The organism is Nocardia sp. NPDC051570, assembly GCF_044454005.1.
Lineage (GTDB): Bacteria > Actinomycetota > Actinomycetes > Mycobacteriales > Mycobacteriaceae > Nocardia.
On sequence record NZ_JBITDI010000009.1, the window covers coordinates 146,916 to 159,631 of the forward strand.

The following is a 12,716-nucleotide window of genomic DNA, read 5'->3' on the forward strand; positions in this document are numbered from 1 at the left end:
CCTCGATCGGTGAACAAGCAAGTGCTTGGTAGGTTACTCTACCGGAGTGAGTGTGATCCAGACCCCGGATTCGGCCACCGGCACCGATACCTCGGATGATGCCCGCTTCCGGGCCGAGGTTCGCGCATGGCTGGCCGAGAATCTGAACGGACGGTTCCGGGAACTGCGTGGCAGCGGCGGTCCGGGCCGCGAGCACGAGGCATTCGAGGAGCGGCTGGCATGGGATCGCCACCTCGCCGCGGCCGGGTGGACCTGCCTGGGCTGGCCGAAGCGCTACGGCGGCCGGGAGGCGACGCTGCGCCAGCAGGTGATCTTCCACGAGGAGTACGCCGCCGCCGATGCGCCGAGCCGGGTCTCGCATGTGGGCGAGGAGCTGTGCGCCCCCACGCTGCTGGCCTTCGGCACCGAGGAGCAGAAGCAGCGCTTCCTGCCCGGCATCCGGTCGGTCACCGAGCTGTGGTGCCAGGGCTATTCGGAGCCGGGCGCGGGTTCGGATCTGGCGGCGGTCACCACCTCGGCGCGGCTCGACGGCGACCAGTGGGTGCTCAACGGGCAGAAGATCTGGACCTCGCTGGCTCATCTGGCCGATTGGTGTTTCGTGTTGTGCCGCACCGAATCCGGGTCGAGCCGTCATCACGGGCTGTCGTATCTGCTCGTGCCGATGCGGCAGCCGGGTATCGAGGTACGCCCGATCGTGCAGCTCACCGGCACGGCCGAATTCAACGAGGTGTTCTTCGACAATGCCCGCACCGCGGCCGATCTGGTGGTCGGCGCGCCGGGCGACGGCTGGCGGGTGGCCATGGGCACCTTGACCTTCGAACGCGGCATCTCCACGGTCGGCCAGCAGATCCGTTTCGCCCGGGAGCTGGGGAATCTGGAGGCTGTCGCGAAAGATAATGGCGCCCTGGATGATCCGGTGCTCGCGGACCGCTTCGACCAGGCGTGGGTGGGGCTGCGGGTGTTGCGCGCGCATGCGCTGCGCACCCTGGAATCGGCGCATACGACCGTCGACGCGCGCACGGCCGCGGGACAGGCGTCGGTATCGAAGCTGTTGTGGGCCAACTGGCATCGCGGCCTGGGCGAACTCGCTATGGACGTGCTGGGCGCGCCCGGGCTGATCGCGCCGCCCGGCGACCTGACCGACTGGCAGCGGCTGTTCCTGTTCAGCCGCGCCGACACCATCTACGGCGGCTCGAACGAGGTGCAGCGCAACATCATCGCCGAACGCGTGCTGGGACTGCCGCGTGAGGCTCGATAGGAAGGACCATCCGTGACAGATCTCTCCATTGCGCCGCAACCGATTCCGGGCCACGGCCTGCTCACCGGCAAGGTCGCCGTGGTGACGGCCGCCGCGGGCACCGGCATCGGCTCGGCCACCGCCCGGCGCATGCTCGACGAGGGCGCCGATGTGGTGGTATCCGATTGGCACGAGCGGCGTATGAAGCAGACCGCCGAGGAGCTGGCCGCGGCCCATCCGCAGCGCCGGGTGGCGGCGGTGATCTGCGATGTGACCAGCTCGGAGCAGGTCGACGAGCTGGTGCGCGCGGCGGCCGAACGATTCGGCCGCATCGACATCATGGTCAACAACGCCGGATTGGGCGGGGAGACACCGGTTGTCGATATGACCGACGAGCAGTGGGATCGCGTTCTCGACATCACCCTCAACGGCACGTTCCGCTGTACCCGCGCGGCGCTGAACTACTTCCGCTCCGCCGGGCACGGCGGTGTGATCGTGAACAACGCCAGCGTGCTCGGCTGGCGCGCGCAGCACGGTCAGGCCCACTACGCGGCGGCCAAGGCCGGGGTCATGGCGCTGACCCGATGCAGCGCGGTGGAGGCCGCGGCGCTAGGGGTGCGCATCAACGCGGTGGCCCCGAGCATCGCGCGACATCCGTTCCTGGACAAGGTCTCTTCGGCCGATCTGCTGGACCGCCTCGCCGCCGACGAGGCCTTCGGGCGCGCGGCGCAGCCGTGGGAAGTGGCGGCCACCATCGCCATGCTCGCCAGCGAGTACACCTCGTATATGACCGGCGAGGTCGTTTCGGTGAGCAGCCAGCGCGCCTGAGGTCTCGCCTCGGCGTGGCGACTCGCGCCGGCGAAATTGGGTGGCGCCGACCACCCGGAGTTGTGCAATCCTGAGAATGGCCGGTTCCCGGATTTCGAAGGGACCACGACCCATGGGTCTGGACCGTCGTCAGGAAGATAACGAAGAGCTGGAACTCGAGCTGGTACGCGAGGTGGTACTGGCCCGTCGGCGCTTGGACAGCATCGTGCTCGCCGCGCTGACGTTCGGCGCGGAATTGCTCGATCACTCCTCGGAATGTGCCACCGCCATGCGCGCCACGCAGATCCTCGAGGAGCATGCCGTCGACGAGCACGATGTCGCGCGCGATCCGCGCGGCGCGCTGCGCGAGGATATGGCCCGCGACCGTGAGCGCGCGCAGCGCATCGGAATGGTCCGTGAGCCGGGCGGTCCCGAATCCGAGGGCGATCGCCGGCGGCGCAAGCAGTCCGCGCTGCTGCGTGAGGTCCGCGCCGATCTGCTGGAGGTGGTGCGCCGCTGCCGCTCGTTCAGCTTCGATCGCGTCGCGTTCGCCGACGGCATCGCCGAGGGGCTGTGCGCGGCCACCGACAAGCTGGTCATCGGCGCCGATATGGAGACCTATCGCGCCTGGCAGCGCGGCATGGTGCTCAAGATCAGCGAGGAGCCCATGCCGGGCGGCCCGCCGCGCGCCATGGCCACCGTCGACGCGGGCCCCGGCCGCGGCCCGCTGATCGTCGAATGGGATAGCTGCGAACGACGATTGGCGCTGGTCGCCCGGATGGCCCGGGCGGGGGTCTCCCCGGTGGTGATCTGCGATCGCCTGCTCGCCGATCTGTCGGTCTCCTCGCCGCTGCGCTATTCGGTGCGGTGAGTGCCGTGGACCAAGCAAATGCTTGGTTGTACGATGGGCGGGTGACCGCACCCGACACCTCCAAGTCCGCACGTCGCAACGAGCTGCTCGCCCTGGCGGCCGGTCTGTTCGCCGAGCGAGGGCTGCGCGCCACCACGGTCCGCGATATCGCCGATGCGGCCGGAATCCTATCCGGAAGTCTCTACCACCACTTCGATTCCAAGGAGTCGATGGTGGACGAGATCCTGCGCGGCTTCCTCGAGGATCTGTTCGGACGCTATCGCGAGATCGTGGCCTCGGGCCTGTCGGCCCGAGATACCTTGGAGGCGTTGGTGATTGCGTCCTACGAGTCGTTCGACCACTGGCATGCCGCGGTGTCGATCTATCAGGCCGAGGCCAAAAGACTCAGCGACACCGAGCGTTTCGGCTACATCGCGGAGTACAACCGCGAGTTCCGCGAGCTCTGGCACAACGTGCTCACCCGGGGCGTCGAGGACGGCAGCTTCCGTCCCGAACTCGATATCGAGCTGGCCTTCCGCTTCCTGCGCGACACGGTCTGGGTGGCCGTGCGCTGGTATCAGCCCGGCGGCCGCATCACCGTGGACAACCTCGCCAAGCAGTACCTGACCATTGTGCTCGACGGACTCACCGCCCAGGAGTCCAAGTCTCCCTAGGAGTTTCACCATGTCCGCACCGTCCACCCGCCGGTATGCCCCGCTGCGGGAGGCGTACGTGATCGATGCCGTGCGTACTCCCGTCGGCAAGCGTGGCGGGGCGCTGTCCGGTGTGCATCCGGCCGATCTGGGCGCGACCGCCCTGCGAGGTCTGCTGGCGCGCAACCCGATCGATCCTGGCCGGGTCGACGACGTGATCCTCGGCTGTGTCGACGCGATCGGGCCGCAGGCCGGAAACATCGCGCGCACAGCGTGGTTGGCGGCGGGATATCCGGAGGAGATTCCCGGCGTGACGGTTGACCGGCAGTGCGGCTCGAGTCAGCAGGCGATCAACTTCGGCGCGCAGGCCATCATGAGCGGCACCGCCGAGGTGATCGTCGCGGGCGGCGTGCAGAACATGAGCGCCATCCCGATCTCGGCGGCCATGCTGGCGGGTCGCGAATACGGCTTCGACTCACCGTTCGTCGGCGCGCAGGGCTGGGATCACCGCTACGGCACCGGCGAGGTCTCGCAGTTCCACGGCGCGACGCTGATCGCCGAGAAGTGGGGCATCAGCCGCGCGGATATGGAGCGTTGGGCGCTGCGCAGTCACGACCGCGCGCGACAGGCGATCGCGCAGGGCCGATTCGACGGTGAGATCGTGCCCGTCGGCGACTTCTGGATCGACCAGGGCCCGCGCGAGACCAGCCTCGAGAAGATGGCCGCCCTCACACCGCTCAGCGACGGCAGCCCGCTGACCGCCGCGGTGGCGAGCCAGATCTCCGACGGCGCGAGCGCGACGCTACTGGCCTCGCAGTGGGCGGTCGAGGAGTACGGGCTCACCCCGCGCGCCCGCATCCATCACGTCAGCGCCCGCGGTGCCGACCCGATCTACATGCTCTCCGCCCCCATCCCCGCCACTCGGTGGGCGCTCGAGCGGACCGGCCTGAGGATCGAGGATATGGACGTCATCGAGATCAACGAGGCCTTCGCCTCGGTGGTGCTGGCCTGGCTGAAGGAATCCGGGGCCGATCCGGAGAAGGTGAACGTCAACGGCGGCGCGATCGCCCTGGGGCATCCGCTCGGCGCGACGGGCGCGAAGCTGTTCGCCACCCTGCTCAACGAGCTGGAACGCGTCGACGGCCGCTACGGCCTGCTCACCATTTGCGAGGGCGGCGGCACCGCGAACGCCACCATCATCGAGCGCATGTCCTGAGCCGGGCCTCTACGATCGAGATGTGAAGGTTCTGGGTGCTTGCCCGCTGGACTGCCCCGATGCCTGCTCCTGGGTGGTGACCGTGGAGGACGGGGTGGCCGTCGGGCTGCGGGGAAACAAGGAGCATCCGGTCACCCGCGGGGCGCTGTGTGTGAAGGTGAATCGCTATCTCGAACAGGTCGGCGCGCCCGATCGGATCCGCTATCCGATGCGACGGGTCGGGCGTAAGGGCGAGGGCCGATTCGAGCGGATCACCTGGGACCAGGCGCTCGACGAGATCGCCGAACGTCTCGGCGGCATCGTCGACGAGTTCGGCGGCGAGGCGATCTGGCCGTTCCACGGCACCGGCAGCCTGGGCTATATCCAAGGGCTGGAAGGGCTTTCGGGCCGCCGGCTGTTCAATATGCTCGGCGCCTCGCTGCATGACGCCACGATCTGCTCGGTCGCGGGCACGGAGGGGCTGAAGTACACCCTCGGCACCGCGGGCGGTATGGATCCGGAGGATTTCGCGAAGTCGAAGCTGATCCTGCTGTGGGGCACCAATCCGCTCACCTCCGGCCATCATCTGTGGAAGTTCATCCAGGACAGCGGCGCCTATCTGGTGGCGATCGATCCGGTGCGCAGCCGCACGGCCGAGCGCTGCGACGAACATCTGGCCCCGCTGCCCGGCACGGACGCCGCGCTCGCTCTCGGATTGATGCATGTGATCGTGTCGATGGGCGCCCAGGACGACGAGTTCATCGCGCGCCATACCGTCGGCTGGCCCGAATTCCGCAGTCGCATAGCAGAATTCACCCCCGAGCGAACCGCGGAGATCACCGGGTTGGCGCGCGAGCAGATCCTGGCGCTCGGCGAGCGGATCGCCCGCACCCGGCCGACCGCCATCCGCGCCTCCCAGGGCATGCAGCGGCATGCGGGCGGCGGTATGGCGCTGCGCGTGCTCGCCTGCCTGCCGGGCGTGACCGGTGATTGGGCGATACCCGGTGGGGGACTGCACTATTCGACCAGCGGGCACTTCAAGCTGAATCTGCCCGACCTGATCCGGCTGGATCTGCTGCCGAATCCGGTGCGCACCCTGTCGATGACCCGGCTCGCCGAGGGGCTGCTCGAGGCCGACGAGCCGCCGGTCAAGGCGCTGTTCGTGATCGCGGCCAATCCGGTCGGCTCGAATCCGCAGCAGGGCAGGGTGATCGAGGGGCTGCGCCGCGAGGATCTGTTCACCGTTGTGCTGGAACACTTCCCGACCGATACCGTCGACTATGCCGATATCGTCCTGCCCGCGACGATGCAGCCCGAACATCTGGATGTGATCGCCGGATACGGCCACCTGTATCTGGTGTGGAACGAGCCCGCCGTCGAACCGCCCGGCGAATGCCTGTCCACCACGGAGACCTTCCGCCGCCTCGCGCATCGGCTGGGCCTGACCGAACCGTCGCTCTACGACTCCGACGAGGAGCTGGCCCGTCAGCTGCTGAAGGGCTATGACCTGGATCGCCTGCGCGCCGAGGGCTATCTCAAGGTCGAGCCCGGCCCGGTCCCCGCCGATAAGCTGGCATTCGTCTCCGACCGCGCCGCCGCGGCCGGACACGACGCCCTACCCGCGTACACCCCGCCCGGCGACCAGGGCGACGGTCTGATCCTCATCTCCGCGGCGTCGCACCACTTCCTGAACACCACCTTCGGCTCGAACCCCGAATTGCTCCGCCGCGCGGGGGAACCCACGGTGACGATCCATCCCGACGATGCCGCGGCCCGCGGAATCATCGACGGCACAAAGATTCTCGTCAGCAACGCCCGCGGCTCCTTCGAGGCGCTGGCCGAGATCTCCGACCGGGTCCGCCCGGGCGTCGCGGCGACCACCAAGGGCCGCTGGGCCAAACTCTCCGGCGGCGCCACCGTCAACGCCACCGTCGCCGAGCGCGACGCCGACTTCGCCGGCGGCGCGGTCTTCCACGACAATCGCGTCGAGATCGCGCCGCGCTGAGCTTTATTGAACGATCGGTCCAGATCTTATAGGCTGTCGTGGTGGGTAGGGCGAAGGAGTTCGATCCGGATGTCGTGTTGCGGGCGGCGATGGAGTTGTTCTGGCGCAAGGGGTATGAGGCCACTTCCGTGCAGGATCTGGTCGAGCATCTCGGGCTCGGGAAGGGCAGTCTCTACGGGGCCTTCGGCGGGAAGCGGGAGTTGTATCTGAAGGCGGTCGAGCGGTATGCCGAGGACGCTCGGCAGGGGATGCTCGATCGGCTGTCGGGGACGGACTCGCCGCTGGAGGGCGTGCGGGACTTCGTGCGGTGGTATGCGCGGGATTCCTTGGCGGACAGCGATCATAAGGGTTGTCTGCTGACGAATACCGCCGTCGAGCTGCCCGGGGATGATGCGGCGGTGCGGGTGGTCGCGGGTGGGCTCGACCTCTTGGAGACCATGCTGACCAGTGCGCTGTTGCGCGCCCGCGCGCAGGGGGAGTTGTCGGCCGATCGGGATCCGGCCGCGCTCGCACGATATCTGGTGACGGTGCTGCAGGGGATTCGCGTGGTCGGGAAGACCTCGCTGCGCGAACGTCTGCTCCAGGACGCCGTCGAACAGGCGCTCACTACTCTCGCCTGATTCCGCCGCCTTCGGTCGGCGGCTTTGCCGTGCCCACATTCTGGACCGTACGTTAAAGAAAGAAGGACATGAGCGTGATCGACGTTGCTACCGATGCCGAACTGGCGGCCAGCCTGGACGGCGATTTCGTCAGCGGATACGCCGACGTGAACGGCGTTCGCCTGCACCATGTCACGGGCGGCGCGGGTGAACCGCTGATCCTGCTGGGCGGGTGGCCGCAGACGTGGTGGCAGTTCCGCAAGGTGCTTCCGGCGCTCGCCCGGCACTTCCGGGTGACCGCCGTGGATCTGCGCGGCATGGGCGGATCGCAGAAACCGGAGAGCGGTTATGACAAGAAGACGATGGCCCGCGACATTCACGAACTGATCGGGCATCTCGGCCACGAATCGGCGTTCGTCGCGGGCCATGACATCGGCGCCTCGCTGGCCTATCACTTGGCGGCCAACTTCCCCCGGTCGGTGCGCCGACTGGTCACCATGGATCTCGGCGTCCCGGTCGAATCGTGGCTGCGCATCCCCATGCTCCCGGCCACCGACGAGCAGCAGGCGGCCCTGGTGCACGGCAAGGGTGGTTACCCCTGGTGGTTCGCCTTCAACCAGCTCTACGAACTGCCCGAACAGCTGCTCGCGGACCGCTTCCGGCTGGTCATCGACTGGCTCTACGGTCATATGCTGCGCGATCAGTCCTCGGTCGACGAGCAGGCGCGTCGCGTCTACGCCGCCGCCTACGACCGTCCGGACGCGATCCGGGCGGGCAACGGCTGGTATCGGACCATGCGCCAGGACATCGCGGACCTCGCGACCTATGCGCCGGTGACCTTGCCGATCCTCACCCTCGCCGGTGAGGAGTCCTATGCGCAATTGCGAGAACAGATGGCGGACAGGGGAACCGACGTGCAGGTCGTGGTGGTCGAGGGCAGCGGACACTACATTGCCGAGGAACGTCCGGCGGCCGTGGTCGACGCACTCGTTCGCTTCTGCACCCTCACCCGCGCGTGATGCTCTCCGCCTCTCCCCCATGGGGGAGAGGCGGACCGAGCTATCGCAGCGCCGCGATCGCGTCGATCCGCGCGATCGCGTCGGCGACGATGCGCTCGACGAGTTCGGCGACGGTCGGCAGATCCTCGATGATGCCGGTGACCTGTCCGGCCGCCAGCACCCCGGCCTGGGTATTGCCCTCGACCAGGCCCGCCCGCAGCAGCATGGGGGTGTTGGCGGCCATGACGACCTGAGACCAGGTGAGGTCCTTGGCCTTTCGCATCGCCAGGCCGTCGCGAACCATGGTGGACCATGTCATGCCGGTCATACCCTTGAAGCGGGCCGCATTGGCGACCGCGGCGGTCAGGCCGCGCCAGCGGCCCGAATGTTCCAGGCGGTCGACCAGATCCGTATTCAGCACGCGATGCGGCATGCCGTCCACCTTCAGCGAGACGACGGTGTCCTGCAGGCCGCGGCGCAGATACTCCTGCTTCACGGCGGCCGGGACCGTGCTCTCCCGGGTCAACAGGAACCGGGTGCCCATCGCGACCCCGGCCGCGCCGTAGGCCAGGGCGGCGGCGAGGCCGCGGCCGTCGAAGAAGCCGCCCGCCGCCACCACCGGAATATCGACCGCGTCCAGCACCGACGGCAGCAGCAGCGTGGTGGCCACCGGACCGGTATGCCCGCCGCCCTCGCCGCCCTGCACGATTACCGCATCAGCACCCCAGGACGCGACCTTCACCGCGTGCCGGGCCGCGCCGATCGACGGAATCACCACCACCCCAGCATCTTTGAGCCGGGCTATGAGCTCCAGCTTCGGTGCCAGCGCGAACGAGGCGACCCGCACCCGCTCCCGGATGAGCAGTTCGATGCGCTCGGGCGCATCGGTGGCATCGGCGCGGATGTTCACGCCGAACGGCTTATCGGTATTCGCCTTGGTCTTGGCGATGGCCGCCTCGAGCTCCGGATAGGTCATGGTGGCCGAGGCCAGAATGCCCAGCCCGCCCGCCTCGGCGGTGGCCGCGACCAGCCGGGGCCCGGCCACCCAGCCCATGCCGGTCTGCACGATCGGATGTTCGATGCCCACCAGTTCGGTGAGCGCGGTGCGCAGGGTCACGACGACACCTCCTTATCGCGAATCCCCTTGGGGTCCAGCACCGTCCGGATGATCCGCAGCTCCTCCTCGGTGGGCCACCGCGTGGTCTGCGCGGCCGCCAGCCCGGCGATCTCGAAGGAGGTGTTCTCGGCGACCTCGTCGGCGGTGACGCCCGGATGCAGTGACAGCGCCCGCAGCGTGTGATCCGGTCCGCCGAAGTCGAAGACGCCGAGATTGCTCACCACCCGGTGCAGATGATGGAAGCGATAGGCCGGATTCTCGGAATCGACCTTGTCGTAACCGATTCCGCTCACGATATCGACCCGCTCACAGAACACCCGCTTCCCGTGGCGCGGCACGAAGTAGCTGGTGGGATGGTTGATCGTATTACCCGGTGCGCCGCGCACGCCGAACATCTGGCGGGTGGGCCGCTGTAGCGTGCCGAACGCCGACAGATTCTGGTTGCCGTAGCGGTCGATCTGATTCGCGCCCATGACGACATGCCGCCGCCCGGAGGCGACCACATCGAAGACCTTCCCGAACGGAATCCAGCCCTCCGCAGGCGCTTTCGCGCCCAGTGCGGGAACCTCGGCCAGGTACAGCGCCTCGCCGTCGGACAGGACCAGATCCGGTTCGAAGGTCAGCCGGGCCAGCCGCGCCCCGAGGGTCGGGATCGGCGACATGGGGCTCGCCATGATTTCCCCAGCGCCCCGGAAGATCTCGGCGCAGGCGACCGCGCAGACCTCGGCGCGGGTCGCGGTGGTGGTGTCGGTCATTTCGCCTGCTCCTCGCCGAATTCGCGCACGGCCGTCTGGTATTCGGCCTCGGTGACGTCCAGATAGCGGGCCTTGAACGCGGCCCAGGTCTCGGGATCTCCGGCCGCGGACACATAGTGGCGCTGGAACCGTTCGTCGCGGCCGTAGCTGCCGGAGAAGGTGAAGTGCGCGCCGCCGGGCGCCTCGACCACACCGTCGACCATCATGCGATTGAGGAGAAGCGCCTGCGGTGCAACGGACTTCACCAGTTCTTCGGTCTCCACGAGTCGATCCACCGACAGATAGCGGCGCTCGGCGGCCAGGCAGAACAGATCGTCGAGATACGGATCGACACCGGTGTAGGCGGCGTTGCCGTGCTTATCGCCCAGATCCAGATGGACGAACGCGGCGTCCAAAGTCAGTGCGGGCATGGCGATCAGCGTCTCGGTCCGGCCGTCGGCGTCCGGATACGGCGACCGTACCGTGCGCAGCTCGCCCTCCCAGAAGTTCGGGACATCGGATCCCAGCCCGGCGCGGATCGGCAGGAACGGCAGCCGCGCGGCCGCGGCCTGCAGCCCGCATTTGACCATGCCCTCGTCCATCTCGCGCGCTATCAGCTCGCCCGCGGTCCGCGCGTTGGCGAACCACGGATCGTAGAAGGGCGCCGAATCCAGGGAGACGAATCCGTAATACGCCTTGCGTACCTTGCCCGCCGAGCACAGCAGCCCCAGATCCGCGCCGCCGTAGGTGACCACGGTCAGATCCGTGACCTCCGAACGCAGCAGCGCCCGCACCAGCGCCATCGGCTTGCGCCGCGACCCCCAGCCGCCGATGCCGATCGTCATACCGCTACGCAGCTCGCCGACGACCTCGTCGAGCGTCATTCGCTTGTCCCGCATGGTCACTTCCCCTCCCGCTTCGCCGCGAGATCGGTGTCGAATCGGGCCCGGATCTCATCCGCGACGCCCGCCAGATTCAGCTCGAAGGTGAAGCCCTGTTCGAATCGGTAGCTGCGGTGCACGTCCTGCACGTCGATCCCGTTCAGCGCCCGCTTGGCCGCCCGGATCACCCGCCCGTCCTTGGCGGCGATGTTCTTGGCCACTTCCAGTGCGGCCGAATCCAATTCGGCCCGCGGCACCACCTTGTACACCGAGCCGAAGTGGTGCAGCTGCTGTGCGCTCACGGTGCTCGCGGTATAGAACAGCGCTCGCATCAGATGCTGGGGCACCAGCCGCGCGAGATGTGTCGCGGCGCCGAGCGCTCCGCGCTCCACCTCGGGCAGGCCGAAGGTGGCGTCCTCGGCGGCGACGATCACATCGGCATTGCCCACCAGGCCGATGCCGCCGCCGAGGCAGAAGCCGTGCACCGCCGCGATCACCGGAACCTGACATTCGTAGACCGCCGAAAATGCCTCGTAACAACCATGATTGGCATCGATCAGCGCGCTGTGCCCCGAATCCCGTTGGATTTCCTTGATATCCACGCCCGCGTTGAAACCGCGGTGCTCCGCGCGCAGCACCACCACCTTGGTCTCCGGATCGCGCCCGGCCGCGCGGACCGCATCGGCCAGTGCGAACCAGCCGGCGGTGGGCAGGGCGTTGACCGGCGGGTAGTCGATCGTGACGACCTCGATGCCGGAGCTCTCGGTGTGACGGTAGATGCCCATCGCATGTCCATTCGTTGGCCAAACAAGCAAGTGCTTGGTAGGTTAGCATGGTGGCAATCGAAGTGGACCTCTCCGGAGCGGTCGTTCTGGTCACCGGCGGGGTGCGGGGCGTGGGGGCCGGAATCAGCCGGATCTTCCTCGATGCCGGGGCAGTGGTGGTCACCTGTGCGCGCCGCCCGGCGGACGCCCCGATCGAGAGTGCGGGCCACACCGCCGAATTCCTGCCCTGCGATATCCGCGACGGCGAGGCCGTCGATGCGCTGATCGATGCCGTGGTCGACCGGCATGGGCGGCTCGACCACGTGGTCAACAATGCGGGCGGCGCACCCTTCGCCCCCGCCGCCACCGCGAGCCGCAACTTCCACGCCAAGATCGTGGAACTCAATCTGCTCGCCCCGCTGCTGGTTTCGCAGGCGGCCAATCGTGTGATGCAGTCACAGTCCGGCGGCGGCTCGATCGTGATGATCTCGAGCGTCAGCGGCCACCGCCCCTCGCCCGGCACGGCCGCCTACGGCGCGGCCAAGGCCGGTCTGGACAACCTCGTGGCCTCGCTGGCCGTGGAATGGGCGCCGAGGGTGCGGGTGAATTCGATCGTCGTCGGCCTGGTGCACACCGAGCGCAGCCACCTGCACTACGGCGACGAGGCGGGCATCGCGGCCGTTGCCGACACCGTCCCGCTCGGTCGGCTCGCGACGCCCGAGGACATCGGCCGCGTCGCGGCATTCCTGGCCTCACCGCTGGCGGATTACATCAGCGGCGCCGCGCTGACGGTGCACGGCGGCGGCGAACGCCCGGCGTTCCTGACCGCGGCCACCGTCAACGATCCAGCAGCACAACGGAAATGAGAGCAGTGGA

At 68.2% G+C, this 12,716-nt stretch carries 13 protein-coding genes; 9 read left to right on the top strand and 4 right to left on the bottom strand.

The window, feature by feature from the left end; all coding sequences use genetic code 11:
- The first annotated feature begins 55 nt into the window (after positions 1-55).
- The 8 genes from ACIA76_RS23520 (at position 56) to ACIA76_RS23555 (ending at position 8,365) form a co-directional block, all read left to right on the top strand.
- Positions 56-1,258 (top strand): acyl-CoA dehydrogenase family protein, encoded by a 1,203-nt coding sequence (locus ACIA76_RS23520; RefSeq protein ID WP_397154512.1) that lies wholly within the window; start codon positions 56-58, stop codon positions 1,256-1,258.
- Between the two features lie 12 nt (positions 1,259-1,270).
- Positions 1,271-2,065 carry an SDR family oxidoreductase gene (locus tag ACIA76_RS23525; protein WP_397154077.1) on the top strand — a complete coding sequence of 265 codons (795 nt, stop codon included), beginning with the start codon at positions 1,271-1,273 and terminating at the stop codon, positions 2,063-2,065.
- Between the two features lie 112 nt (positions 2,066-2,177).
- Complete coding sequence (locus ACIA76_RS23530) at positions 2,178-2,915, top strand: hypothetical protein (protein ID WP_397154078.1); 738 nt, start codon at positions 2,178-2,180, stop codon at positions 2,913-2,915.
- A 41-nt stretch (positions 2,916-2,956) separates the two neighbouring features.
- Complete coding sequence (locus tag ACIA76_RS23535; RefSeq protein ID WP_397154080.1) at positions 2,957-3,568, top strand: TetR/AcrR family transcriptional regulator; 612 nt, start codon at positions 2,957-2,959, stop codon at positions 3,566-3,568.
- Between the two features lie 43 nt (positions 3,569-3,611).
- On the top strand, positions 3,612-4,763 hold the full coding sequence (locus ACIA76_RS23540) for an acetyl-CoA C-acetyltransferase (protein ID WP_397154514.1): 1,152 nt from the start codon (positions 3,612-3,614) through the stop codon (positions 4,761-4,763).
- 22 nt (positions 4,764-4,785) lie between these two features.
- Positions 4,786-6,747 (top strand): molybdopterin-dependent oxidoreductase, encoded by a 1,962-nt coding sequence (locus ACIA76_RS23545; RefSeq protein WP_397154081.1) that lies wholly within the window; start codon positions 4,786-4,788, stop codon positions 6,745-6,747.
- Positions 6,748-6,788: 41 nt separating this feature from the next.
- The gene (locus ACIA76_RS23550; protein ID WP_397154083.1) at positions 6,789-7,367 is read left to right on the top strand and encodes a TetR/AcrR family transcriptional regulator; all 579 of its coding nucleotides are present in this window, start codon (positions 6,789-6,791) and stop codon (positions 7,365-7,367) included.
- A 74-nt stretch (positions 7,368-7,441) separates the two neighbouring features.
- Positions 7,442-8,365 carry an alpha/beta fold hydrolase gene (locus tag ACIA76_RS23555; protein WP_397154085.1) on the top strand — a complete coding sequence of 308 codons (924 nt, stop codon included), beginning with the start codon at positions 7,442-7,444 and terminating at the stop codon, positions 8,363-8,365.
- A 40-nt stretch (positions 8,366-8,405) separates the two neighbouring features.
- Here ACIA76_RS23555 and ACIA76_RS23560 read toward each other — a convergent pair whose 3' ends face one another.
- From ACIA76_RS23560 to ACIA76_RS23575, 4 genes are read right to left on the bottom strand one after another with little or no spacing between them, the layout of a single operon-like run.
- Entirely contained in the window at positions 8,406-9,461 is a 1,056-nt protein-coding gene (locus tag ACIA76_RS23560; protein WP_397154087.1) for an NAD(P)H-dependent flavin oxidoreductase, read from the bottom strand.
- Complete coding sequence (locus ACIA76_RS23565; protein WP_397154088.1) at positions 9,458-10,216, bottom strand: CoA-transferase subunit beta; 759 nt, start codon at positions 10,214-10,216, stop codon at positions 9,458-9,460. The genes ACIA76_RS23560 and ACIA76_RS23565 overlap by 4 nt, the downstream gene beginning before the upstream one ends.
- Positions 10,213-11,094, bottom strand: coding sequence for a CoA transferase subunit A (locus ACIA76_RS23570; protein ID WP_397154090.1), 882 nt, complete (start codon positions 11,092-11,094; stop codon positions 10,213-10,215). Before ACIA76_RS23570 ends, ACIA76_RS23565 begins: the two co-directional genes overlap by 4 nt.
- Before the next feature lie 2 nt (positions 11,095-11,096).
- The gene (locus ACIA76_RS23575; RefSeq protein ID WP_397154091.1) at positions 11,097-11,861 is read right to left on the bottom strand and encodes an enoyl-CoA hydratase family protein; all 765 of its coding nucleotides are present in this window, start codon (positions 11,859-11,861) and stop codon (positions 11,097-11,099) included.
- A gap of 50 nt (positions 11,862-11,911) precedes the next feature.
- Between ACIA76_RS23575 and ACIA76_RS23580 the strand changes: the two genes are divergently transcribed.
- The gene (locus ACIA76_RS23580) at positions 11,912-12,706 is read left to right on the top strand and encodes an SDR family oxidoreductase (protein WP_397154093.1); all 795 of its coding nucleotides are present in this window, start codon (positions 11,912-11,914) and stop codon (positions 12,704-12,706) included.
- The last annotated feature ends 10 nt before the right edge of the window (positions 12,707-12,716 follow it).

Excerpts from the sequence above, each read along its gene's own strand:
- ACIA76_RS23530 (WP_397154078.1), top strand. The coding sequence starts at position 2,178 with ATGGGTCTGGACCGTCGTCAGGAAGATAACGAAGAGCTGGAACTCGAG.
- ACIA76_RS23570 (WP_397154090.1), bottom strand. The coding sequence starts at position 11,094 with ATGCGGGACAAGCGAATGACGCTCGACGAGGTCGTCGGCGAGCTGCGT.
- ACIA76_RS23575 (WP_397154091.1), bottom strand. The coding sequence starts at position 11,861 with ATGGGCATCTACCGTCACACCGAGAGCTCCGGCATCGAGGTCGTCACG.
- ACIA76_RS23565 (WP_397154088.1), bottom strand. The coding sequence starts at position 10,216 with ATGACCGACACCACCACCGCGACCCGCGCCGAGGTCTGCGCGGTCGCC.